Genomic DNA, 24,479 nt, shown 5'->3' on the forward strand with positions numbered 1-24,479 from the left:
TTAACCTGGATCGGGCAGGAACCCCAGTGCGATCGAAAACTGGACGCCAATCACGACAATGCCGCAGATAAACACCAGCGCCAGCGCTGGCGTGCCGCCTGCCACACGATATCCCGCCTGAGGGCTCTGTTTACGGCATTGCCAGACCAGCATGGCAGGGATGAGTAGTGCCAGCACTGCCAGCGCTACGCCGGCATAGCCTAATGCCATCACAAATCCACGTGGGTAGAAAAGCGCAAACGCCAGCGGCGGCAGAAAGGTAATCAGCCCGGTTTGCAGGCGTCCGGACACCGTACTGCGGCGCTGGAATAGATCGGCCAGGTAATCAAATAATCCTAGCGCTACGCCCAGAAAAGAGGTCGCCAGCGCCAGATCGGCGAACAGGTGGACCGCCAGTTCGACATGTGGCGAAGCGACCACTTCTCTGAGCGCCTGCAGCAGGCCATTTAACCCGGCATGGCTGGCCAGTAGCCCTCTGAATGTCGGCGAGTCGATACTTCCCAGCGTGGCGAGCTGCCAAAAAATATAGGCCACTAGCGGAATGGCGCTACCCGTCATAAAGACCCAACGCAGCCGGCGAATGTTGCCGTTCATATAACTCACAATACTCGGTACGCTTCCGTGAAAACCAAACGAGGTGAAAATGACCGGTATGGCGGACAATGCCAGCCCCTGCTGTAAAGGAAGCGTAAGAAGATTTACTTTATGAATATGTGGCGTGAGCAACGCAAGCATGATGACCAGAAAAATGATCTTCGCGCTAAACAGGAAGCGGTTAAAAAGGTCGACCAGCGAGGTGCCCACACACACCACCCCACCGGCAACAAAGGTGAACAGCAGCACCCCGGCAGCGGGCGAGAGCGTGGCGCCAAGCCAGTTATTAATACTGGATGCCAGTAATTCTCCGGCTCCGGAAATGTAGGCGGCGGTGAGCGCATACATTAAGAACATCATGCTGAATCCCGTAAGCCACTGTCCGTAACGTCCAAGATAGCGTTTTGCCAACGAGCCCAGCCCGGTATCCGCCGGAACATGTTGATATACTTCCAGTAATAGTAGCGCGGTATAACACATCAGCGCCCACAGACCAATCAACAATCCCAGCGTGACGCTGAAACCAACGCCAGCCGCTGCCAGCGGCATTGCCAGCATCCCGGCGCCGATAGTGGTGCCTGCCACGATAAAAATACTGCCCAGAGTTCTGTTTTTCACGCTTTCTACTACCCCGGTAACAAAGAACGGTGATATCCGCGGCGCAGGGTAAGGCATTACGCTATTTTCGTCAAATGGTCGTTACAATAGGTGTACTGGAAATTTTACAGTTCCGGGCATAAAAGCGAATATGGGAGGAGACGCGGACAACCGCCGCAAACCTGCGCTAGCGCAAAGTCGCTCGCACAAGGACACATTAGGCTACAAGTTTTATTCAGGAGGGCTTATGGATTCCATTCACGGTCACGAAGTACTCAACATGATGATTGAGTCTGGCGAGCAGTACACGCATACCTCGCTGGAGGCGGCAATAAAAGCGCGCTTTGGCGAGCGGGCACGATTTCACACCTGTTCAGCATCAGATATGACGGCGGCGGAACTGGTCGCGTTTCTGGCGGCGAAAGGAAAGTTTATTGCGGTGGAGGACGGTTTTTCAACGCATGAGAGTAAAATCTGCCGCCATTAATACGCCACGGTGAGAGCGCGTCTCACCGTGTAAGGACGTGCTGGATTAATTTTGCGTATCCAGGGTGGAGAGTTCTTTATCAATGAAATAAAGCCCTTCGCCGCTTTTTCCCGCCAGCGTTAATTTATCAATAATAGATTTGAACAGTTTTTCTTCTTCATGCTGTTCCGCCACATACCACTGCAAGAAATTAAATGTCGGATAATCCTGGCTGGTCATTGCGGCATGAGCCAGTTCATTAATTTTTTGCGTAATAAGCTGCTCATGCTCATAGGTCGCGCGGAACAGTTCATCCAGTGAGGTGTACTCAGCGAAGGGCGAAGAAACGCTATTAATGCGCGGCAGGCTTCCGGTATCGGTAAGGTAGTCAAACAGGCGCTGCATATGCGTCATCTCTTCTTGCGCATGGCGACGAAGAAATGCGGCCGCGCCTTCAAAACTGTGATAGCTACACCACGCGCTCATTTGTTGATAGAGCAGGGAGGAGTACAACTCCAGATTCATTTGCTCATTCAGTTTGTCGATCATTTCTGTTTTCAGCATGGTTCCGCTCCACAAATAGCAAAAGATATACGGTAATGTGGCGCCACTATAATTTGTTATTTTATTATTTGCAAAAGGTAAAATATTAAATTTAATTATTAAAAATACGAATGGGAATAAAACGCATTAACGCCAGTGTATAGCGTATAAAAATAAAGGAAAGCCAGCACCTTCATGCTGGCAATAGCGACCCTGCACTCTCCTCTATTGTACATGGTGTCGGCGTTAAGCCAGCCGCCTTAATAATAAAGCGGCATGATTTGCGGGACGGAAACGCCCCGGCACTGCCAGGAGAGGGTAAATCGGGTGTTCAGACACAACGAGCCCGCATAAATGCTACAGGTTCCTACCGGCTGACCAAACGAAACGGCATCGGCATAGCCCATCTGCTGGCATTCGCGTGTTGCGGTTCCGTGAGATACATAGTCATCTGTCCGTGAAGTAAAAAATAGCGGCTGGTTATACGTCAGGCGCACGATGCCGCTTATCGGGCTGGCTTCGCTGACCTGCGCTTGTCGAGTAATGGTGCATCCCGTCAGGGCTAGCAGTGAAAGAGTAAAAATAAGAGGCTTCATAAAATCGCTCCGACAGTTCGGTATCAGACCATGCTACCTCGTGTCTTGCACCGTCAATGGCTGGAATAACTTACGGATTCGCCTTGATTAAAGGTAACGGCAGGGGATTTACAGCGGGAACAGAAAATGTGTGAGCGTCTTTTCATTTAATGAAACTTTGTTTCATTAAATTTGAATGTGTGTTCGTAAATGTGTAGTGTAGGCAAAACGTCATGATTTATGCAGGCGCCACCTCTGGCAAACAGACCAGAAACGGTGTAGGCCGGATAAGCTGCTTCGCGTTGCTATCCGGCTAATAACGTCTCAATATTGTCGCTCGGGGTGCCGCTATCAGTGATGCTGATAGGTCACGACGTTAAGGAGATGCTGATCGGTTTGCGCCAGGCATAGCCCTGCTCGTTTAGCGCTGCGAACTTCTTCGAGAATAGTTTGTAAAAGTACGCCATCCTGCTGCTGCTCTTTTTCCAGGGTATGGAGAAAATCGAGCGTTGAGGCATCATTCAGCGCTTTCGCTTCATCTGCCAGACGCGACAGCGTGCTGGCGCGTTGCTGATAATCCTCCAGGGTTTTCTGGAACAATTCTTCCAGAGAGCAGAGCTCTTCACCCGGAACGTCAATGGCTTTAACGATAGGGGTGGCGCCGGCGTTTTTCATAAAATTAAACATGCGCATCATTTGCGTCACGTTGCCTTGCGCTTGGGTACGAAGAAAGGTGGCTGTACCTGTTAAACTGTGTTCAGAACACCATTCGCTTAGATGGAGGTAAAGATTTGATGCGTAAAACTCAAGATTCATTGGCGTGTTGAGCTTTTGAACCATTCCTACAGCTGCCATAACAATATCCTTATTTCCAGAAAGTGTTGATGTGCATGACAGACGAGAATGCAACGGATCGTTGTCACATTCTTACCTCTATGCACAATAAATACTCTTAGCAGAAGAACTCCGTTCCGCCAGTCCCTTATGCGATCTCATTTCCTGTTTATCGATCGGTAATGAGAATAGCGCGTCAATGAAAATAAGAAAATCCTTAAATGCAATTGTTTATCTTTTTTTACATTTTCAGCTGTGTGATTTTTTCATCAGAAATGATTTTTGGTATGTCATTCTTATAACTATTTGAAAGATAAAAGATATTCTATTTTTTCTGGTTTATGAAACATTGTTTCAGATCATAAGATAGGCCTTTCAAGTATGGTAATTTCAATAAAATAAACATTAGCCAGTCTGGATATCACACGCATAAACGGTTGAGAGCAAATATGCCTGTTTTTATAAACTAGCCGATTTTGCGGTAGATCATTTTTAATATCATTAATCATACGAGCACGTTATTCGGTTGAGCGCAGTTTTGCTGGGTGACTCGTTAACAAGGAGCAGTCAATGAAAAAGGTCGCGGTGCTACTGGCGCCAGGATTTGAAGAAGCAGAGGCCATTGTTACTCTTGATATTCTGCGACGTTTGCATATCGACGTCGAAACGCTGGCGTGTGCTGAATCACGGGCGGTGGTGAGTTACCATGATATTCCTATGGTTGCGGACAGCACGCTGAGTGAACGCCAGCAGGCGCTTTTTGATGCGGTAGTGCTGCCGGGCGGTCCGCAGGGGAGCGCTAATCTGGCGGCTAATCCGGCGGTGATCGCTTTCGTTGCGCGTCATGATGCGGCAGGCAAATTAATTTGTCCTATCTGTTCCGCGGCGGCAAGGGTGCTGGGTGCTCACGGATTGCTGAAGGGGCGTCGTTATGTCTGTTCCGGCGACCTGTGGAAAGCGGTTCCGGAAGGTGTCTATGTGGATGCGCCCGTGGTTGAAGATGGTAATTTAATTAGCGGCAAAGGGTTGGGTCATGTCTTTGATTTCGCGCTAACCCTTTCCGCCAGACTGCTGGGAGACGATGCGCTGGTTCGCGAACAAGCTGAACATATCTATTATCCCTGGTAATCGTTATTCACCCAGGGCCGTAAGGATTAGCTGGCTGATGTTATGGATTAATGTGCTGGCTTTCCTGCCTTTTGGCTGATGAATTCGCTCTGGGTTATGTCATTTTCCGCTAAAACTATTCCAGCCATCAGCATTTATCTAATGAATGAAAGACAGTGCACCGTTTTACGTCTTCTCTAACAAGAATCGTTTGATTTTACCCTACATAAAAAACGCTAAAGCAGGTCAATGAATTCCCTGGGTTATGAGTTAATCGTTATTTCTGCGTGCGTATTAGGGGGCGTTTTCCTGAGAGGCGGCCTCGGAAAAATCTCATATGTGGTGGCGAGCGTACTGATATCAGGAACGGTGGAGAACGCGATGAACCTGCTCAACATTTCACCTTTTGCACAGTACGTGGTTCGCGGCTGAATCCTTCTGGCAGCAGTTATCTTCGACCATTATAAGCAAAAAGCGAAGCGTATGATTTGATGAATTAACACTCAACTAAACAGTATAGCTTCACGTCATCGCCAACCGCTACCCCGGCTGGCGATGGTCTTTCTAAATGGCGAGCAGCGTCACACTGTCTATACTTACATGACTAATGAGACCGTTTGTGAGTCTCAATATGATGATAAGGAGGAGACCAGGGTGGCAGAACCGTTAACCGTATCCCCCGAACTCACTGCGAACTATGCGTATTTTTTTGACCTTGATGGCACATTGGCAGAGATAAAGCCTCATCCCGATCAGGTAGTGGTACCGCATAAAATCCTTCAGTTGTTAGACCGTCTCGCGGCGCACAACGCAGGGGCACTGGCATTGATTTCAGGGCGTTCAATGACTGAGCTGGATGCTTTGGCGAAGCCTTTTCGCTTTCCGCTCGCTGGCGTTCACGGGGCAGAGCGTCGTGACATCAGTGGTAAAACCCATATCGTGCGCCTTCCTGAAGCGGTAGTCCGTGAGGTGGAGGCGTTATTACGTTCGACGCTTGCAGCGCTGCCCGGAACGGAGCTGGAGACAAAGGGGATGGCGTTTGCGCTGCACTACCGTCAGGCTCCGGAACATGAAGCGGCGCTGTTGGCGCTTGCGCAACACGTTACGCAGCACTGGCCGCAACTGGCGTTGCAGCCTGGTAAATGTGTTGTGGAAATCAAACCTAAGGGAACTAATAAAGGCGAAGCGATTGCCGCCTTTATGCAGGAGGCGCCCTTTACGGGACGGATTCCCGTTTTTGTGGGCGACGATTTGACCGATGAGGCTGGCTTTGGCGTGGTGAATCACGCTGGCGGAATTTCCGTAAAAGTGGGCGTCGGGGCAACCCAGGCGGCATGGCGGCTGGAAAGCGTACCCGATGTCTGGCGCTGGCTGGAACAAATCAATTATCCACAACAAGAACAACAAGTAATGAATAACAGGAGAGATGGCTATGAGTCGTTTAGTCGTAGTATCTAATCGAATTGCCCCCCCGGATAATAAAGGCGGCGCCGGCGGCCTCGCTGTTGGCGTGCTTGGCGCGCTAAAAGCGGCTGGCGGGTTGTGGTTCGGCTGGAGTGGCGAGACAGGTAACGAGGATGAGCCATTAAAAAAGGTGACAAAAGGTAATATTACCTGGGCATCGTTTAACCTGAGTGAACAAGATTACGAAGATTATTACTGTCAATTTTCCAATGCGGTTCTCTGGCCAGCGTTCCACTATCGTCTGGACCTGGTACAGTTTCAGCGTCCTGCATGGGAAGGCTATATGCGGGTGAATGCGTTATTAGCGGATAAGTTATTGCCCCTCATTAAAGAGAACGACATCATTTGGGTGCATGACTACCACCTGTTACCGTTTGCCAGCGAGCTGCGTAAACGCGGCGTGAACAACCGAATTGGTTTTTTCCTGCATATTCCATTCCCGACCCCGGAGATTTTTAACGCTTTACCGCCACATGATGAACTGCTGGAGCAGTTGTGTGACTTTGATCTGCTCGGGTTCCAGACCGAAAATGATCGCCTGGCTTTTCTGGATAGCCTTTCGAGTCAAACGCGAGTCACGACTCGCAGCGGCAAGCAGCATATCGCGTGGGGTAAAGACTTCCAGACAGAAGTGTATCCTATCGGTATTGAGCCCGATGAGATTGCTCTGCAGGCTGCCGGGCCGTTGCCGCCAAAACTGGCGCAGCTCAAGGCGGAACTGAAAAATGTGAAGAATATTTTTTCCGTTGAGCGGCTGGATTATTCGAAAGGGCTGCCGGAACGTTTTCTGGCGTATGAAGCGCTACTGGAAAACTATCCGCAGCATCGGGGAAAAATTCGTTATACCCAAATTGCGCCTACGTCACGCGGCGAAGTACAGGCATATCAGGATATTCGCCACCAGCTTGAGACAGAAGCAGGCCGGATTAATGGGAAATATGGACAATTGGGCTGGACGCCGCTCTATTATCTGAATCAGCATTTCGACCGTAAACTGTTAATGAAGATATTCCGTTATTCAGACGTCGGGCTCGTCACCCCGTTGCGTGACGGGATGAACCTGGTGGCGAAAGAGTTTGTCGCCGCGCAGGACCCCGCTAATCCTGGCGTACTGGTACTGTCACAGTTTGCCGGCGCGGCGAATGAACTGACGTCGGCGTTAATCGTCAATCCTTACGATCGGGATGACGTGGCGGCGGCGCTCAATCGTGCGTTAACGATGCCCCTTGCCGAGCGTATTTCGCGTCATGCGGAAATGCTGGACGTGATCGTTAAAAATGACATTAACCGCTGGCAGGAGCGTTTTATTCATGACCTAAAGGAGGTCACGCCGCGTAGCCCTGAGCGTCAGCAGCAGAACAACGTGGCGACGTTCCCTAAGCTGGCCTGAGATATCGCGAGCGGCGACTAGTCGCCCGCTAACGGCACCAGCAACACATCTACCTGGCTGGCGCTGACGACACTTTTGCCGAGCAGGACGCGCGCGAAAAGAAACTGTGGTTATGGTTGCCGCAAATGACCAGATCAACATGGTGTTTGCGGCACACAGCCAAAATATGCTGGCTTAACTCACCTGATGCGATGAAAGTTTGTTCAATCGGATAATCCGCCTTTTCCCCCAGCATTTTAAGAAAATTCTCGGTCTCTTCATGCATAACCGCGCGTAAATCCTCCATCATGGGCGCGGCGAACTGGTTATACAGTTCAGGATCGGAAGCGAGAGTAATCAGGCTTACTTTCGCCTGAACAGGGCGGGCGATAGAGACCGCTTTAGCCAGTAGCTGGTGACTTTCCGGGGTGACGGCAACGGCGACAAGAATATGGGTGTAGCTCATAACTCGCTCCTTGATTGCAAGAATATGAGATTGTGCTTTAGCTTTACTCTGTTTATCGCATTTCTGCAATGCGCTAATGCCACATTAATGTGAAGGACATCATAATTAATCATTGATTATTCTTATGTAAAGAATCGTGGCATAAGACACTTTTTACACACCACCAGGATGCTTTATTTAAACGGGTGAACAAGGAAAGCTAAAAGTTAAATCAAATGAGCTTATTTTTAACAGAGGAGGGCGTATGCTGTGACGAGATTAATTAATAACGTTTAATATTTAAGCCACTGTTTACTAAAGGTAAAATAAAATTGTTTCTAAAATAGAAATAATAGCCTGTTATCTATTATCCTGGCGTTATTTTAACAGAGAGAAACAAAAAAGAATTTGGTGTTGACGTACCCCTATTCAGCAGTGTGGAATAGAAAAAGTGAATATTAGGTTATTAATTAAACAAAGTAAAAGCCATACTGATGGTTTTATCGTAAGTATTCTGTTAAATTATGTGATCTGCATCGCATATTTTCTAAAATCGCCGTCCCGCTCCGTTGTATGTCACGAAACTGACGAGTAGAGTTGCGTCGAATTAGGAAAAATCTTAGGCATTTGTAAAAATTGATGTAAACGTGTAAGGCGAATCCCAGTGGGAAGCTGCGTTATACGTCACAATGTCCATAATGTCTGAGCGCTGCTATGCATTTGACCTTTTTGCTTCTTTTACCGGGCCTTCCCGGCGACATCACGGGGTGCGGCTACGTCGCACAAAAATAAAGTTGGTTATTCTGGATGGGAACAATGCATACATCCGAGTTGCTAAAACACATTTATGACATCAATTTGTCATATTTACTCCTTGCACAGCGTTTGATCGTCCAGGATAAAGCATCTGCGATGTTCCGCCTCGGTATCAACGAAGAGATGGCAAACACACTGGGCGCGTTGACCCTGCCGCAGATGGTCAAACTGGCGGAGACGAACCAGTTAGTTTGTCATTTCCGGTTTGACGATCATCAGACGATCACCCGTTTGACTCAGGATTCGCGCGTCGATGACTTACAGCAGATTCACACAGGTATCATGCTTTCAACGCGTCTGCTCAATGAAGTGGACGATACGGCGCGTAAGAAAAGGGCATGATAATGAGCGAAAAAAGCATTGTTCAGGAAGCTCGCGATATCCAGTTGGCGATGGAGTTGATTAATCTTGGCGCTCGTCTACAAATGCTGGAAAGCGAAACACAGCTCAGCCGTGGTCGCCTCATCAGGCTGTACAAAGAATTACGCGGTAGCCCGCCGCCTAAAGGGATGCTGCCATTTTCGACAGACTGGTTTATGACCTGGGAGCAAAATATTCATGCCTCCATGTTCTGCAACGCCTGGCAATTTTTACTGAAGACCGGCTTATGCAGCGGTGTGGATGCGGTGATTAAAGCTTATCGGCTTTATCTTGAGCAGTGTCCGCAACCGCCTGAAGGGTCGTTGTTGGCGCTGACTCGCGCATGGACGCTGGTGCGTTTTGTTGAAAGTGGGTTGCTTGAATTGTCGAGCTGTAACTGCTGCGGTGGGAACTTTATTACCCATGCGCATCAGCCCGTAGGCAGCTTTGCGTGTAGTTTATGCCAGCCGCCATCCCGCGCAGTAAAAAGACGTAAACTTTCCCGAGATGCTGCCGATATTATTCCACAACTGCTGGATGAACAGATCGAACAGGCTGTTTAACCGAAACGGTGTGGACAAACACTCCAGCAGCGGTAAGCCATTACCGCTGCTTTTTTTTTTTGCCTTGCCTTCGCGTTAATCGCCCGACTGCGCATCCTGTCATAGTCAACAGCGGAAGGATGATGTCGTGCTTATCTTATTAGGTTACTTGGTGGTTATCGGTACAGTTTTCGGCGGTTATGTCATGACCGGCGGACACCTTGGGGCACTCTATCAACCTGCTGAACTGGTCATCATTGGCGGCGCGGGGATGGGGGCGTTCATTGTCGGCAACAACGGGAAGGCCATCAAAGGCACGATGAAAGCGATCCCGTTGTTATTTCGCCGTTCGAAATACACGAAATCTATGTACATGGATTTGCTGGCGTTGCTCTATCGCCTGATGGCCAAATCACGCCAGCAGGGGATGTTCTCCCTTGAACGCGATATTGAAAATCCGAAAGAGAGTGAAATCTTCGCCAGTTATCCGCGTATTCTGGCCGATGCGGTAATGCTTGATTTTATTGTCGATTATCTGCGTCTGATCATCAGCGGCAACATGAATACGTTCGAAATTGAAGCGTTGATGGATGAAGAGATTGAAACCCATGAAAGCGAGGCGGAAGTCCCGGCCAACAGTCTGGCGATGGTGGGGGATTCGCTGCCTGCCTTTGGTATCGTCGCGGCGGTAATGGGGGTGGTTCACGCTCTGGCTTCAGCCGATCGTCCGGCAGCGGAGTTGGGGGCGCTGATTGCCCATGCCATGGTAGGTACGTTCCTCGGTATTTTACTGGCTTATGGATTCATTTCACCGTTAGCGACCGTTTTGCGCCAGAAGAGCGCCGAAACCACTAAGATGATGCAGTGCGTAAAAATTACACTGCTGTCTAATCTGAACGGCTATGCGCCGCCGATTGCCGTGGAATTTGGTCGTAAAACGCTTTATTCCAGTGAGCGTCCATCGTTTATTGAGTTGGAAGAACACGTTCGCGCAGTGAGAAACCCAAACCAGCAGCAGACGACTGAGGAAGCATGAAAAATCAGGCTCATCCCATTGTCGTCGTAAAACGCCGCAGGCACAAACCGCACGGCGGCGGGGCGCACGGTTCCTGGAAAATTGCCTACGCCGATTTTATGACGGCGATGATGGCTTTTTTTCTGGTGATGTGGCTGATTTCCATCTCCAGCCCTAAAGAATTAATTCAGATTGCCGAATATTTTCGTACGCCGTTGGCCACCGCGGTAACGGGGGGAAATCGGATTGCCAATAGCAAGAGCCCGATACCAGGCGGCGGCGATGATTACACCCAACAGCAGGGTGAAGTGGAAAAGCAGCCGAATATCGACGAGCTGAAAAAACGGATGGAGCAGAGTCGGTTAAACAAACTGCGCGGCGATCTGGATCAACTGATCGAATCCGATCCCAAACTGCGCGCGTTACGTCCGCATCTGAAAATTGATTTAGTTCAGGAGGGGTTGCGCATCCAGATTATCGACAGCCAGAACCGCCCGATGTTTAAAACCGGCAGCGCCGAAGTTGAGCCGTATATGCGCGATATCCTGCGTGCGATTGCGCCAGTGTTAAACGGTATACCTAATCGCATTAGCCTGGCCGGCCATACCGATGACTTTCCCTACGCGAACGGCGAAAAAGGCTATAGCAACTGGGAGTTATCCGCCGATCGCGCCAATGCCTCTCGTCGCGAACTGGTCGCTGGCGGGCTGGATAACGGAAAAGTATTACGGGTGGTTGGCATGGCCGCCACGATGCGGCTGAGCGATCGCGGTCCTGATGACGCCATCAACCGCCGTATAAGCCTGCTGGTGTTAAACAAACAGGCGGAACAGGCCATTTTGCATGAAAACGCTGAAAGCCAGAATGAGCCGGTAAGTGTATTACAACAGCCTGCGGCAGCCCCGCCGGCAAGCGTACCCACATCGCCAAAAGCGGAACCGAGGTGATAGCGTGAGCATGGATATTAGCGATTTTTATCAGACATTTTTTGATGAAGCTGACGAGCTGTTGGCTGATATGGAGCAGCATCTGCTGGATTTGGTGCCGGAATCCCCGGACGCTGAACAACTGAACGCCATTTTTCGCGCGGCGCACTCCATTAAAGGCGGCGCGGGCACATTCGGCTTCACTATTCTGCAGGAAACCACACATTTAATGGAAAACCTGCTGGATGAAGCCCGACGCGGTGAAATGCAGCTCAATACCGACATTATCAACCTGTTTTTGGAAACGAAAGATATTATGCAGGAACAGCTCGACGCCTATAAAAACTCCGAAGAGCCGGATGCCGCAAGCTTCGAATATATCTGCAATGCGCTACGCCAGTTGGCGCTGGAGGCGAAAGGCGAAACCACGCCGGCGGTCGTAGAAACCGCGGCACTAAGTGCGGCGATCCAGGAAGAGAGCGTAGCCGAAACCGAATCGCCTCGTGACGAGAGTAAACTGCGCATTGTACTTTCACGGTTGAAAGCCAATGAGGTCGATCTGCTTGAAGAAGAGTTGGGCAATCTGGCTACTCTGACGGATGTCGTTAAGGGGGCGGATTCACTGTCGGCAACTCTGGATGGCAGCGTCGCGGAAGATGACATTGTCGCGGTGCTCTGTTTTGTCATCGAGGCCGATCAGATCGCTTTTGAAAAAGTGGTCACCGCGCCGGTTGAAAAAGCGCAAGAGAAAACCGAGGTAGCACCGGTAGCGTCTCCGGCAGTCGTTGCGCCAGCCGCCAAAAGCGCGGCCCATGAACATCATGCGGGGCGTGAAAAACCTGCGCGTGAACGCGAGTCCACCAGCATTCGCGTGGCGGTAGAGAAAGTGGATCAGCTCATAAACCTGGTCGGCGAGTTAGTGATTACCCAGTCAATGTTGGCCCAGCGTTCTAACGAGCTGGACCCGGTAAACCACGGCGATCTCATTACCAGTATGGGGCAGTTACAACGTAACGCCCGCGACTTACAAGAGTCGGTGATGTCGATTCGTATGATGCCTATGGAGTACGTCTTCAGCCGTTTCCCGCGTCTGGTACGCGATTTAGCGGGCAAACTGGGCAAGCAGGTAGAGCTGACGCTGGTGGGGAGCTCCACTGAACTTGATAAAAGCCTGATCGAACGCATTATCGACCCGCTGACGCACCTGGTGCGCAACAGTCTCGACCACGGGATTGAAATGCCGGAAAAACGCCTTGAGGCGGGGAAAAATGTTGTCGGCAATCTGATCCTTTCTGCAGAACATCAGGGCGGGAATATTTGTATTGAAGTGACCGATGACGGCGCGGGGCTTAACCGTGAGCGTATCCTGGCGAAGGCCATGTCGCAGGGGATGGCGGTGAATGAAAACATGACCGACGATGAAGTAGGCATGTTGATCTTCGCGCCGGGATTCTCAACTGCGGAACAGGTCACGGATGTCTCCGGTCGCGGCGTTGGCATGGATGTGGTGAAACGTAACATTCAGGAGATGGGCGGTCACGTTGAGATCCAGTCAAAACAAGGCTCCGGCACCACGATTCGTATTCTGCTGCCGCTGACGCTGGCCATCCTCGATGGGATGTCGGTTCGCGTGGCGGGGGAAGTTTTTATCCTGCCGTTAAATGCGGTGATGGAGTCGCTGCAACCGCGTGAAGAGGATCTTCATCCGCTGGCGGGCGGCGAACGGGTTCTGGAAGTTCGCGGCGAGTATTTGCCGCTGGTCGAATTGTGGAAAGTGTTTGACGTGGACGGGGCGAAAACCGAATCCACGCAGGGCATTGTTGTGATCCTGCAAAGCGCGGGACGCCGTTACGCGCTGCTGGTCGATCAGCTCATCGGTCAGCACCAGGTGGTGGTCAAAAATCTGGAAAGCAATTATCGCAAGGTACCGGGGATTTCCGCCGCGACGATCCTGGGCGACGGCAGCGTCGCGCTGATTGTTGATGTTTCCGCATTGCAGGGTTTAAACCGCGAACAACGTATGGCGATCACAGCCGCCTGATTGAGTGAGAAGGGAATAATATGACCGGTATGAGTAATGTAAGCAAACTGGCCGGCGAGCCGTCAGGTCAGGAATTCCTGGTGTTTACACTGGGAAATGAAGAGTACGGCATCGATATCCTGAAAGTGCAGGAGATCCGTGGCTATGACCAGGTGACGCGCATCGCCAATACACCGGCCTTTATAAAAGGGGTGACTAACCTGCGCGGCGTGATTGTCCCCATTGTCGATCTGCGCGTGAAATTCTGCGAAGGCGACGTTGAGTATGATGACAATACGGTAGTGATCGTACTGAATCTGGGGCAACGTGTCGTCGGGATAGTGGTAGGCGGCGTGTCTGACGTACTGTCGTTAACGGCGGAACAGATCCGTCCGGCGCCAGAATTTGCCGTGACCTTGTCAACAGAATATTTGACGGGATTGGGCGCGCTCGGCGAGCGTATGCTGATTCTGGTGAATATCGAAAAACTGCTTAACAGCGAAGAGATGGCGCTGCTGGATATCGCAGCATCACACGTCGCGTAATAACGTTGCCGGATGGCGTCGCGCCATCCGGCAATATTCACCGTTATGCTTCCGCCAGCGGTGAGAGTGCCTCTTCATCGCCCGCGCCCAGCCCCTGCATTTTGCGCCGGCATCGCCGCTGCGACACTGTCATTGGCAATGTCGTCTTCCGGAACAGCGTATTTCCTTTTTGCAAAAGTAAAGTTATCACCGCAGGTGCCGATAACGTTGATAACTCGTTATCAGGAAGGTGCCTTATGTTTAACCGTATCCGCGTTGTCACAATGCTGATGATGGTGCTGGGGGTTTTCGCACTGCTACAGCTTGTTTCCGGTGGTTTGCTGTTTTCTTCATTACAGCATAACCAGCAAGGTTTTGTTATTTCTAACGAATTACGCCAGCAACAAAGCGAACTCACGTCGACATGGGACTTAATGCTGCAAACGCGCATTAACCTGAGCCGCTCCGCCGCACGCATGATGATGGACGCTTCTAACCAGCAGAGCAGCGCCAAAACGGATTTACTCCAGAATGCAAAAACGACCCTCGCACAGGCGGCGGCGCACTACGCCAATTTCAAAAACATGACGCCATTGCCAGCGATGGCGGAGGCCAGCGCGAACGTCGATGAAAAATATCAGCGCTATCAGGCCGCATTAGCCGAACTTATTCAGTTTCTGGACAATGGCAATATGGATGCCTACTTCGCCCAGCCAACCCAGGGAATGCAAAACGCGTTGGGCGAGGCGCTGGGCAATTACGCCCGGGTGAGCGAAAACCTGTACCGCCAGACATTTGATCAAAGTGCTCATGACTACCGTTTTGCGCAATGGCAACTGGGGGTTCTTGCGGTCGTGCTGGTGCTGATTTTGATGGTGGTTTGGTTCGGCATTCGTCATGCCTTGCTTAACCCATTAGCGCGAGTGATTACTCATATCCGTGAAATTGCCAGCGGCGATCTGACGAAAACGCTCACCGTCTCAGGACGTAATGAAATTGGCGAACTGGCGGGAACGGTTGAACATATGCAACGCTCGCTGATTGACACCGTGACGCAGGTTTGTGAAGGTTCGGATGCGATTTATTCCGGCACCAGTGAAATTGCCGCCGGTAATACCGACCTCTCTTCCCGTACCGAACAACAAGCCTCCGCTCTGGAGGAGACGGCGGCCAGCATGGAACAACTGACGGCCACCGTGAAGCAAAACGCCGATAATGCCCGTCAGGCTTCGCAACTGGCGCAAAGCGCCTCCGAGACCGCGCGTCATGGCGGCAAAGTGGTCGACGGCGTAGTAAACACTATGCACGAAATTGCCGACAGTTCGAAAAAAATCGCTGACATTATCAGCGTTATCGACGGTATTGCCTTCCAGACTAACATTCTGGCGCTGAACGCGGCGGTAGAAGCGGCGCGCGCGGGAGAGCAGGGGCGCGGTTTTGCGGTCGTGGCAGGCGAGGTGCGTAATCTGGCCAGCCGCAGTGCCCAGGCGGCGAAAGAAATAAAAGCGTTGATTGAAGATTCCGTCTCGCGTGTCGATACCGGTTCAGTGCTGGTGGAAAGCGCCGGGGAAACCATGACTGACATCGTCAATGCCGTTACGCGCGTCACGGATATCATGGGCGAAATCGCCTCCGCCTCGGATGAGCAAAGCCGGGGTATCGATCAGGTCGCTTTGGCCGTTTCCGAAATGGATCGCGTAACGCAACAGAACGCCTCGCTGGTTCAGGAATCCGCAGCGGCCGCCGCCGCGCTGGAAGAGCAGGCCAGCCGTCTGACCCAGGCGGTATCGGCTTTCCGCCTGGCATCGCGACCGCTGGCGGTAAATAAACCTGAGATGCGTTTATCAGTGGACGCTCAGTCCGGCAATACGCCGCGGCCCTTAGCCGCCGGGGATGATGCGAACTGGGAAACCTTCTGATCGATGTGCGCTGTGTGCTGTCGGTTATCGATTAATTTGCGAACCCGCCGATCCCTTTCGTCTGGTTCGCATAGATAAAAGCAAAAAATGTGTAATACGGGAAGCATGGCGCTGCCGCAGGGCGCGCCCGTTGTACTTTGAATGTGATTAAGAAGGCGCTATGACATCATCTCTGCCCTCCGGGCAAACGTCAGTATTGTTACAGATGACACAGCGCCTCGCGCTGTCCGACGCGCATTTTCGTCGGATATGTCAATTAATCTACCAGCGTGCAGGGATCGTGCTGGCCGACCATAAGCGGGATATGGTTTATAACCGCCTGGTCCGTCGGCTGCGTGCCCTGGGACTGGATGATTTTGGCCGTTATCTCAGTATGCTGGAGGCTAATCAAAACAGCGTTGAGTGGCAGGCTTTTATCAACGCTCTGACTACCAACCTGACCGCTTTTTTTCGCGAGGCGCACCATTTTCCCATCCTTGCGGAACATGCGCGTCGCCGCCACGGCGAGTACCGCGTCTGGAGTGCGGCGGCATCGACAGGAGAAGAACCTTACAGTATCGCCATTACGCTGGCGGATGCGTTAGGGATGGCCCCCGGTCGCTGGAAAGTATTCGCCAGCGATATTGATACTGAAGTGCTGGAAAAAGCGAGAAGCGGTATTTATCGCCTCAGCGAACTGAAAACGTTATCGCCGCAGCAGCTACAACGTTACTTCATGCGCGGTACGGGGCCGCATGAAGGACTGGTGCGCGTGCGTCAGCAACTGGCCAATTATGTTGAATTTTCCTCCGTTAATTTATTGGAAAAGCAGTACAACGTACCCGGTCCCTTTGACGCGATTTTTTGCCGTAACGTCATGATCTATTTTGATAAAACGACTCAGGAGGACATTCTGCGCCGTTTTGTTCCACTCCTTAAACCTGACGGACTGTTGTTTGCCGGTCACTCAGAAAACTTTAGCAACCTCGTGCGCGAGTTTAGCCTGCGCGGACAGACGGTGTATGCGCTAAGTAAGGATAAAGCATGAGTAAAATCAGGGTATTGTCAGTTGATGATTCCGCGCTAATGCGCCAAATCATGACTGAAATTATTAATAGCCATAGCGATATGGAGATGGTAGCGACTGCGCCGGACCCGTTGGTCGCCAGGGATCTCATCAAAAAATTTAATCCGGACGTATTGACCTTGGACGTTGAGATGCCGCGTATGGACGGCCTCGATTTTCTGGAAAAACTGATGCGCCTGCGACCGATGCCGGTGGTGATGGTCTCTTCGCTGACCGGGAAAGGTTCCGAAGTGACGCTACGGGCGCTGGAGTTGGGGGCCATCGATTTTGTCACCAAACCGCAGCTTGGCATTCGTGAAGGTATGCTGGCGTATAGCGAGATGATTGCCGAAAAAGTGCGTACCGCCGCGCGGGCCCGCATCGCCGCACATAAACCGATGGCGGCCCCGACAACCTTAAAAGCCGGTCCGCTGCTCAGTTCGGAAAAACTGATTGCTATCGGCGCTTCAACGGGCGGTACTGAAGCTATCCGACATGTGCTGCAACCGCTGCCGCTTTCCAGTCCGGCAGTGATTATTACGCAGCATATGCCGCCTGGCTTTACCCGCTCGTTTGCCGAGCGCCTGAATAAACTCTGTCAAATCAGCGTGAAGGAGGCGGAGGACGGCGAACGCGTATTGCCAGGTCATGCCTACATTGCGCCCGGCGACAAGCATATGGAGCTGGCGCGTAGCGGGGCGAATTATCAAATCAAAATTCATGATGGCCCGCCGGTAAACCGGCATCGGCCTTCCGTGGATGTGCTGTTTCATTCGGTGGCGAAACACGCGGGGCGCAACGCCGTAGGCGTCATTCTTACGGGGATGGGCAACGATGGCGCCGCTGGAATGTTAGCGATGTACCAGGCTGGCGCCTGGACCATTGCGCAAAACGAAGCAAGTTGTGTGGTGTTCGGCATGCCGCGCGAGGCCATCAATATGGGTGGCGTAAGCGAAGTGGTCGATCTTAGCCAGGTAAGCCAGCAGATGCTGGCGAAAATCAGTGCCGGACAGGCGATACGTATTTGAACCAGGAGTAGTATTTTATGGCGGATAAAGAGCTTAAATTTTTGGTTGTGGATGACTTTTCGACCATGCGTCGTATCGTGCGCAACCTCTTAAAAGAGCTTGGATTTAACAATGTGGAAGAGGCCGAAGACGGCGTCGATGCGCTGAACAAGCTCCAGGCAGGCGGCTTTGGTTTTATTATCTCTGACTGGAACATGCCGAACATGGATGGCCTGGAGCTGCTGAAAACCATTCGCGCCGATAGCGCCATGTCGGCGTTACCCGTGTTGATGGTCACGGCGGAAGCCAAGAAAGAGAATATTATCGCCGCCGCACAGGCTGGCGCCAGCGGTTATGTCGTAAAACCGTTCACCGCAGCGACTCTGGAAGAGAAGCTCAACAAAATCTTTGAGAAACTGGGCATGTGAGGATGCGATGATGATGCAACCATCTATCAAGCCTGCTGATGAAGGCTCAGCAGGAGACATCATTGCGCGCATCGGTAGTCTGACCCGAATGCTGCGCGACAGCCTGCGTGAACTGGGGCTGGACCAGGCGATTGCCGAAGCGGCGGAGGCGATCCCTGATGCGCGCGACCGTCTGGATTATGTCGTCCAGATGACGGCGCAGGCGGCGGAACGCGCGCTAAACAGTGTCGAAGCCTCGCAGCCGCATCAGGATGCGATGGAAAAAGAGGCGAAAGCGCTAACCCAACGTTGGGACGAGTGGTTTGACAATCCGATCGAGCTTTCCGACGCCCGTGAACTGGTGACGGATACGCGCCAGTTTCTCAGGGATGTCCCGGGCCATACCAGCTTTACTAACGCGCAACTGCTGGACATCATGATGGCGCAGGATTTCCAGGATCTGACGGGTCAGGTGATCAAACGCATGATGGACGTGATTCAGGAGATTGAGCGCCAGTTGTTAATGGTGCTGCTGGAAAACATCCCGGAACAGAGCGCGCGACCAAAACGCGAGAACGAAAGCTTGCTCAACGGCCCGCAGGTGGATACCTCGAAAGCTGGCGTCGTCGCCAGTCAGGAGCAGGTGGACGACCTGCTGGACAGTCTTGGCTTTTAAGCTTTTTTGACCTGATGGCGCTGCGCTTATCGGGTCCGAATCCGTCAACCCGGCCGGATACGATACTTTCTTATCGTATCCGGCTATCTCTATTAACGCCATAAACCCCGCCTTTTTTACCGCTTACTCTGCCCATTGGCGTAAAGCGGTTCTGGCATCATTCTCGCTTATCAATCTATCCAGGGTTTGCTGCGTGGCAGAAGAGAGCGACGACGACAAAACAGAAGCCCCCACACCCCACCGACTTGAAAAAGCGCGGGAAGAAGGGCAGATCCCCCGTTCCAGAGAACTGACCTCACTGCTGATATTGCTGGTGGGCGTTTGTATTATTTGGTTCGGCGGCGAGTCGTTAGCGCGGCAGCTGGCGGGAATGCTCTCAGCAGGCCTGCACTTCGATCACCGTATGGTGAACGATCCTAACCTGATCCTGGGGCAGATAATTTTGCTGATTAAAGCGGCGATGATGGCACTGCTACCGCTCATCGCGGGCGTGGTGCTGGTGGCGCTTATCTCGCCGGTTATGCTTGGCGGCCTGATTTTTAGCGGTAAGTCGCTACAGCCAAAATTTTCTAAATTAAACCCGCTGCCGGGAATTAAGCGCATGTTTTCGGCGCAGACCGGCGCGGAACTGCTAAAAGCGGTGTTGAAATCCACGCTGGTCGGCTGCGTTACCGGCTTTTATCTCTGGAATCACTGGCCGCAAATGATGCGCCTGATGGCGGAGTCGCCGATCGTCGCAATGGGGAATGCGCTGGATCTGGTTGGACTCTGCGCGTTACTGGTGGTACTGGGCGTGATCCCGATGGTGGGATTTGACGTTTTTTTCCAGATCTTTAGCCACCTGAAAAAATTACGCATGTCGCGGCAGGACATTCGCGACGAATTTAAAGAGAGCGAAGGCGATCCGCATGTTAAGGGCAAAATTCGCCAGATGCAACGCGCCGCCGCGCAGCGCCGCATGATGGAAGATGTGCCGAAAGCGGACGTCATTGTCACTAACCCGACGCACTATTCCGTGGCGCTGCAGTATGACGAAAACAAAATGAGCGCGCCGAAAGTGGTCGCGAAGGGGGCTGGATTAATAGCGCTGCGCATTCGCGAGATCGGCGCTGAACATCGGGTTCCCACTTTAGAAGCGCCGCCGCTGGCGCGGGCATTATATCGCCACGCCGAAATCGGTCAGCAAATTCCCGGGCAGTTATATGCTGCCGTTGCGGAAGTGTTGGCCTGGGTCTGGCAGCTTAAACGCTGGCGGCTTGCGGGCGGGCAACGTCCTCCACAACCTGAGAACCTTCCGGTGCCAGAAGCGCTGGATTTTATGAACGAGAAGAATACTGATGGCTAATCTGGTCGCGATGCTGCGCCTGCCCAGCAACCTGAAATCGACGCAATGGCAAATTCTTGCCGGGCCGATCCTCATTCTGCTGATTTTGTCGATGATGGTGCTGCCGCTACCTGCTTTTATCCTCGACTTATTGTTTACCTTTAATATTGCGCTATCGATCATGGTGCTGCTGGTGGCGATGTTTACCCAGCGTACTCTGGATTTTGCCGCGTTTCCGACCATCCTGCTGTTTACCACGCTACTGCGTCTGGCGCTTAACGTTGCCTCAACGCGCATTATTTTGATGGAAGGGCATACCGGCGCGGCGGCGGCGGGAAAGGTGGTAGAGGCGTTCGGTCATTTCCTGGTCGGCGGTAACTTCGCGATCGGGATTGTGGTTTTTATCATCCTCGTCATTATCAACTTCATGGTCATCACCAAAGGTGCCGGACGTATTGCCGAAGTCGGCGCGCGCTTTGTGCTGGATGGTATGCCCGGTAAGCAAATGGCGATTGACGCCGATCTTAATGCCGGTCTGATTGGTGAAGACGAGGCCAAAAAACGGCGTTCGGAAGTCACTCAGGAAGCCGACTTCTACGGTTCGATGGACGGGGCAAGTAAATTTGTACGCGGCGACGCCATCGCCGGTATTCTCATCATGGTCATTAACGTGGTAGGCGGGCTGCTGGTCGGCGTATTACAGCACGGAATGAGCATGGGCAGCGCGGCGGAAAGCTACACCCTGCTGACCATTGGCGACGGCCTGGTCGCCCAGATCCCGGCGCTGGTTATCTCCACGGCGGCGGGCGTCATTGTGACCCGCGTCAGTACCGATCAGGATGTAGGCGAGCAGATGGTTGGCCAACTGTTCAGTAATCCAAGGGTAATGCTGCTGGCGGCGGCGGTGCTGGGGCTGCTTGGCATGGTGCCTGGAATGCCTAACCTGGTATTTTTACTCTTTACCGCCGCTTTGCTCGGCCTGGCATGGTGGCTGCGCGGGCGTGAAGAAAAAGCGCCGGAGGAGCCGCAGCCGGTAAAAATGCCGGAAAATAACTCGGTGGTCGAAGCCACCTGGAATGACGTACAGCTTGAGGATTCACTGGGAATGGAAGTGGGCTACCGCCTGATCCCGATGGTGGATTTTCAACAGGATGGCGAATTGCTCGGACGTATTCGCAGTATTCGTAAAAAATTCGCGCAGGATATGGGGTTCCTGCCGCCGGTGGTCCACATTCGCGACAATATGGATTTACAGCCTGCGCGCTACCGTATTTTGATGAAAGGGGTAGAGATCGGCAGCGGGGACGCCTATCCGGGACGCTGGCTGGCTATTAACCCCGGCACGGCGGCGGGAACGCTACCGGGCGAGAAAACCGTCGATCCAGCTTTTGGCCTTGATGCCATCTGGATTGAAAGCGCCCTGAAAGAGCAGGCGCAAATTCAGGGCTTTACCGTCGTGGAAGCCAGTACCGTTGTGGCGACGCACCTTAACCACTTGATTGGCCAATTCTCCGCCGAACTGTTTGGCCGCCAGGAAGCGCAGCAACTGTTGGATCGTGTCTCTCAGGAGATGCCTAAACTCACGGAAGATCTGGTCCCCGGCGTCGTGACCCTCACGACTTTACACAAAGTCCTGCAAAACTTACTGGCGGAAAAAGTCCCTATTCGCGATATGCGCACCATTCTGGAAACGCTGGCGGAACATGCGCCGTTACAAAGCGATCCGCATGAATTAACCGCCGTGGTACGCGTGGCATTAGGGCGAGCGATTACGCAACAGTGGTTCCCCGGTAATGAAGAAGTGCAGGTGATTGGCCTGGATACCGCGCTGGAGCGTTTGCTGCTTCAGGCATTGCAGGGCGGCGGTGGACTTGAGCCTGGGTTGGCGGATCGCCTGCTGGCGCAGACCCAAGAGGCACTTTCTCGCCAGGAAATGCTTGGCGCGCCGCCGGTATTACTGGTTAACCATGCGCTACGTCCATTATTGTCCCGCTTTTTGCGGCGCAGTTTACCGCAGCTGGTGGTGTTGTCGAACCTTGAGCTTTCCGATAACCGTCATATCCGCATGACGGCGACCATTGGAGGAAAATAATGCGTAAATGGCTGGCATTGTTGCTCTTTCCCCTAACGGTTCAGGCCGCAGGCGAAGGCGCGTGGCAGGATAGCGGTATGGGCGTAACCTTAAATTACCGGGGCGTTTCCGCATCGTCTTCGCCATTGTCGGCGCGCCAGCCGGTTTCCGGTGTGATGACGCTGGTCGCCTGGCGTTATGAACTGAATGGCCCGACCCCCGCAGGATTACGGGTACGTTTATGTTCCCAGTCCCGTTGCGTAGAACTTGATGGTCAGAGTGGCACGACCCACGGTTTTGCTCATGTTCCCGCAGTCGAGCCGCTCCGCTTTGTCTGGGAAGTCCCCGGCGGCGGCAGACTTATCCCGGCGTTAAAAGTGCGGAGCAATCAGGTGATTGTGAACTACCGCTAACCGCCCCTTTCTTTGCCAGGTAGCAGACCTGACTCTCTTTTTGAATAAATAGAAACGTCGTTTTATAAAATGGTGAGGTAGGTTGCCGGACTCTTTGCGTTTTTGCCATTTACGCTCTGACAATGGCAGAAACAAAAAGGTTTCCGCCCAGCTTAGCTTTTACTGTAGCGAATCGACTGCGTCGGCGGTAAAACTGCACGCAGCACTGAATTCGACATTACACAGAGGTTAAGCAAATGATGGTTTATCCAGTCAAACACAGTCCGCTATTGCGTCAGCCTGAGCATTTTATCGCCAGAGATGAACTAAAAGCCCTGGTGCAAAAGGTGACGCATAACCTGGTCAATATTAAAGATGAGACAGGCGAATTTTTATTGCGACTGGACGACGGACGCGTGATCGATACTAAAGGCTGGGCCGGATGGGAGTGGACGCACGGCGTGGGCCTGTACGGAATGTATCACTATTACCAACAGACCGGCGACCAGACGATGCGTAAGATCATTGATGACTGGTTTGCCGATCGCTTTGCGGAAGGCGCGACGACGAAAAACGTTAATACGATGGCGCCGTTTTTAACGCTGGCGTATCGCTATGAAGAGACGCGTAATCCAGCGTATTTACCGTGGCTGGAAACGTGGGCCGAATGGGCGATGAATGAAATGCCCCGTACCGATTACGGCGGAATGCAGCACATCACGCTGGCGGAGGAAAATCATCAGCAGATGTGGGACGACACGCTAATGATGACGGTGCTGCCGCTGGCGAAAATCGGTAAGCTGTTGAACCGGCCGGAATATGTGGAAGAGGCAACCTATCAGTTCCTGCTACACGTGCAGAATTTGATGGATAAAGAGACGGGGCTGTGGTTCCACGGCTGGAGCTATGACGGTCATCATAACTTCGCTAACGCTCGCTGGGCGCGCGGCAACAGCTGGCTGACCATTGTGGTCCCGGATTTTCTTGAACTGCTGGACTTGCCGGAAAATAATGCCGTGCGCCGTTATCTGGTCCAGGTACTGAATGCGCAGATCGCCGCGCTGGCGAAATGTCAGGATGAAAGCGGTTTGTGGCATACGCTGCTTGACGATCCGCACTCTTATCTTGAGGCGTCGGCGACGGCGGGTTTTGCCTACGGTATTCTTAAAGCGGTGCGCAAACGCTATGTCGAACGGCACTATGCGCAGGTGGCGGAAAAAGCTATTCGGGGGATAGTGAAACATATCTCGCCGGAAGGCGAACTGCTGCAAACATCATTTGGCACTGGCATGGGCCACGATCTCGATTTTTACCGTCATATTCCGTTGACCTCTATGCCTTACGGGCAGGCGATGGCAATGCTGTGTTTGACGGAATATCTGCGTAACTATTTCTGATGTATGCAGATATTCCGGTCGTATCCTTGTCTGATGGCGCTTTG

Annotated in this window: 24 protein-coding genes and 2 pseudogenes; 20 read left to right on the forward strand and 6 right to left on the reverse strand. The window is 52.3% G+C overall.

The window, feature by feature from the left end:
* Positions 1-1,212 (reverse strand): tyrosine transporter TyrP, encoded by a 1,212-nt coding sequence (tyrP, locus tag AAYN39_RS22420; RefSeq protein WP_001562965.1) that lies wholly within the window; start codon positions 1,210-1,212, stop codon positions 1-3.
* Between the two features lie 226 nt (positions 1,213-1,438).
* Here tyrP and AAYN39_RS22425 point away from each other — a divergent pair, with 226 nt between their 5' ends.
* Positions 1,439-1,678 (forward strand): YecH family metal-binding protein, encoded by a 240-nt coding sequence (locus AAYN39_RS22425; RefSeq protein ID WP_000377238.1) that lies wholly within the window; start codon positions 1,439-1,441, stop codon positions 1,676-1,678.
* Between the two features lie 45 nt (positions 1,679-1,723).
* Here AAYN39_RS22425 and ftnA read toward each other — a convergent pair whose 3' ends face one another.
* The 3 genes from ftnA to AAYN39_RS22440 form a co-directional block, all read right to left on the reverse strand.
* Positions 1,724-2,221 carry a non-heme ferritin gene (gene ftnA / locus AAYN39_RS22430; protein WP_000920615.1) on the reverse strand — a complete coding sequence of 166 codons (498 nt, stop codon included), beginning with the start codon at positions 2,219-2,221 and terminating at the stop codon, positions 1,724-1,726.
* A 239-nt stretch (positions 2,222-2,460) separates the two neighbouring features.
* Complete coding sequence (locus tag AAYN39_RS22435; RefSeq protein ID WP_000803230.1) at positions 2,461-2,796, reverse strand: YecR-like lipofamily protein; 336 nt, start codon at positions 2,794-2,796, stop codon at positions 2,461-2,463.
* Positions 2,797-3,126: 330 nt separating this feature from the next.
* A complete protein-coding gene (locus AAYN39_RS22440) occupies positions 3,127-3,630 on the reverse strand; it encodes a non-heme ferritin-like protein (RefSeq protein WP_000741707.1) in 504 nt (167 codons plus the stop codon).
* 549 nt (positions 3,631-4,179) lie between these two features.
* Between AAYN39_RS22440 and AAYN39_RS22445 the strand changes: the two genes are divergently transcribed.
* The 4 genes and pseudogenes from AAYN39_RS22445 (at position 4,180) to otsA (ending at position 7,570) form a co-directional block, all read left to right on the forward strand.
* A complete protein-coding gene (locus tag AAYN39_RS22445; protein WP_000754799.1) occupies positions 4,180-4,737 on the forward strand; it encodes a DJ-1/PfpI family protein in 558 nt (185 codons plus the stop codon).
* Between the two features lie 234 nt (positions 4,738-4,971).
* Positions 4,972-5,148 (forward strand): annotated as a pseudogene (gene araH, locus AAYN39_RS22450) (L-arabinose ABC transporter permease AraH); the annotation flags it as partial.
* Between the two features lie 222 nt (positions 5,149-5,370).
* Positions 5,371-6,174: a trehalose-phosphatase gene (gene otsB / locus AAYN39_RS22455; protein WP_000840119.1), complete on the forward strand. Its 804-nt coding sequence runs from the start codon at positions 5,371-5,373 to the stop codon at positions 6,172-6,174.
* A complete protein-coding gene (gene otsA, locus AAYN39_RS22460; RefSeq protein ID WP_000089042.1) occupies positions 6,149-7,570 on the forward strand; it encodes an alpha,alpha-trehalose-phosphate synthase in 1,422 nt (473 codons plus the stop codon). The genes otsB and otsA overlap by 26 nt, the downstream gene beginning before the upstream one ends.
* 17 nt (positions 7,571-7,587) lie before the next feature.
* Here otsA and uspC read toward each other — a convergent pair.
* Together uspC and AAYN39_RS22470 are read right to left on the reverse strand one after the other, a co-directional pair.
* Positions 7,588-8,015 (reverse strand): annotated as a pseudogene (uspC, locus tag AAYN39_RS22465) (universal stress protein UspC).
* Positions 8,012-8,128 (reverse strand): hypothetical protein, encoded by a 117-nt coding sequence (locus AAYN39_RS22470; protein WP_001617301.1) that lies wholly within the window; start codon positions 8,126-8,128, stop codon positions 8,012-8,014. The pseudogene uspC and the gene AAYN39_RS22470 overlap by 4 nt, the downstream one beginning before the upstream one ends.
* Positions 8,129-8,810: 682 nt before the next feature.
* Between AAYN39_RS22470 and flhD the strand changes: the two genes are divergently transcribed.
* From flhD to AAYN39_RS22545, 15 genes are all read left to right on the forward strand, one after another.
* Positions 8,811-9,152, forward strand: coding sequence for a flagellar transcriptional regulator FlhD (gene flhD, locus AAYN39_RS22475; RefSeq protein WP_001518146.1), 342 nt, complete (start codon positions 8,811-8,813; stop codon positions 9,150-9,152).
* Positions 9,149-9,733: a flagellar transcriptional regulator FlhC gene (gene flhC / locus AAYN39_RS22480; RefSeq protein WP_000605989.1), complete on the forward strand. Its 585-nt coding sequence runs from the start codon at positions 9,149-9,151 to the stop codon at positions 9,731-9,733. The genes flhD and flhC overlap by 4 nt, the downstream gene beginning before the upstream one ends.
* A gap of 127 nt (positions 9,734-9,860) precedes the next feature.
* Entirely contained in the window at positions 9,861-10,748 is an 888-nt protein-coding gene (motA, locus tag AAYN39_RS22485) for a flagellar motor stator protein MotA (RefSeq protein WP_000906317.1), read from the forward strand.
* Positions 10,745-11,674 carry a flagellar motor protein MotB gene (motB, locus tag AAYN39_RS22490; RefSeq protein ID WP_000795656.1) on the forward strand — a complete coding sequence of 310 codons (930 nt, stop codon included), beginning with the start codon at positions 10,745-10,747 and terminating at the stop codon, positions 11,672-11,674. The genes motA and motB overlap by 4 nt, the downstream gene beginning before the upstream one ends.
* Before the next feature lie 4 nt (positions 11,675-11,678).
* Complete coding sequence (gene cheA / locus AAYN39_RS22495; RefSeq protein ID WP_000061308.1) at positions 11,679-13,694, forward strand: chemotaxis protein CheA; 2,016 nt, start codon at positions 11,679-11,681, stop codon at positions 13,692-13,694.
* A gap of 20 nt (positions 13,695-13,714) precedes the next feature.
* Complete coding sequence (gene cheW, locus AAYN39_RS22500) at positions 13,715-14,218, forward strand: chemotaxis protein CheW (RefSeq protein ID WP_000147296.1); 504 nt, start codon at positions 13,715-13,717, stop codon at positions 14,216-14,218.
* A 236-nt stretch (positions 14,219-14,454) separates the two neighbouring features.
* Entirely contained in the window at positions 14,455-16,116 is a 1,662-nt protein-coding gene (tar, locus tag AAYN39_RS22505; protein ID WP_000483273.1) for a methyl-accepting chemotaxis protein II, read from the forward strand.
* 160 nt (positions 16,117-16,276) lie between these two features.
* Positions 16,277-17,143, forward strand: a complete 867-nt coding sequence (gene cheR, locus AAYN39_RS22510) for a protein-glutamate O-methyltransferase CheR (RefSeq protein ID WP_000204368.1) — start codon at positions 16,277-16,279, stop codon at positions 17,141-17,143.
* Positions 17,140-18,189, forward strand: a complete 1,050-nt coding sequence (gene cheB / locus AAYN39_RS22515; protein WP_000036392.1) for a protein-glutamate methylesterase/protein glutamine deamidase — start codon at positions 17,140-17,142, stop codon at positions 18,187-18,189. The genes cheR and cheB overlap by 4 nt, the downstream gene beginning before the upstream one ends.
* Positions 18,190-18,206: 17 nt before the next feature.
* Entirely contained in the window at positions 18,207-18,596 is a 390-nt protein-coding gene (gene cheY / locus AAYN39_RS22520; protein ID WP_000763861.1) for a chemotaxis response regulator CheY, read from the forward strand.
* Between the two features lie 10 nt (positions 18,597-18,606).
* On the forward strand, positions 18,607-19,251 hold the full coding sequence (gene cheZ, locus AAYN39_RS22525; protein WP_000983587.1) for a protein phosphatase CheZ: 645 nt from the start codon (positions 18,607-18,609) through the stop codon (positions 19,249-19,251).
* A 193-nt stretch (positions 19,252-19,444) separates the two neighbouring features.
* Positions 19,445-20,596, forward strand: a complete 1,152-nt coding sequence (flhB, locus tag AAYN39_RS22530; RefSeq protein ID WP_000797087.1) for a flagellar biosynthesis protein FlhB — start codon at positions 19,445-19,447, stop codon at positions 20,594-20,596.
* On the forward strand, positions 20,589-22,667 hold the full coding sequence (gene flhA / locus AAYN39_RS22535) for a flagellar biosynthesis protein FlhA (RefSeq protein ID WP_000002392.1): 2,079 nt from the start codon (positions 20,589-20,591) through the stop codon (positions 22,665-22,667). Before flhB ends, flhA begins: the two co-directional genes overlap by 8 nt.
* Positions 22,667-23,059, forward strand: a complete 393-nt coding sequence (gene flhe / locus AAYN39_RS22540; protein WP_001233619.1) for a flagellar protein FlhE — start codon at positions 22,667-22,669, stop codon at positions 23,057-23,059. Before flhA ends, flhe begins: the two co-directional genes overlap by 1 nt.
* Before the next feature lie 236 nt (positions 23,060-23,295).
* Positions 23,296-24,435, forward strand: coding sequence for a glycoside hydrolase family 105 protein (locus AAYN39_RS22545; RefSeq protein WP_000989911.1), 1,140 nt, complete (start codon positions 23,296-23,298; stop codon positions 24,433-24,435).
* The last annotated feature ends 44 nt before the right edge of the window (positions 24,436-24,479 follow it).

Source organism: Salmonella sp. K21076, assembly GCF_039650795.1.
GTDB lineage: Bacteria > Pseudomonadota > Gammaproteobacteria > Enterobacterales > Enterobacteriaceae > Salmonella > Salmonella enterica.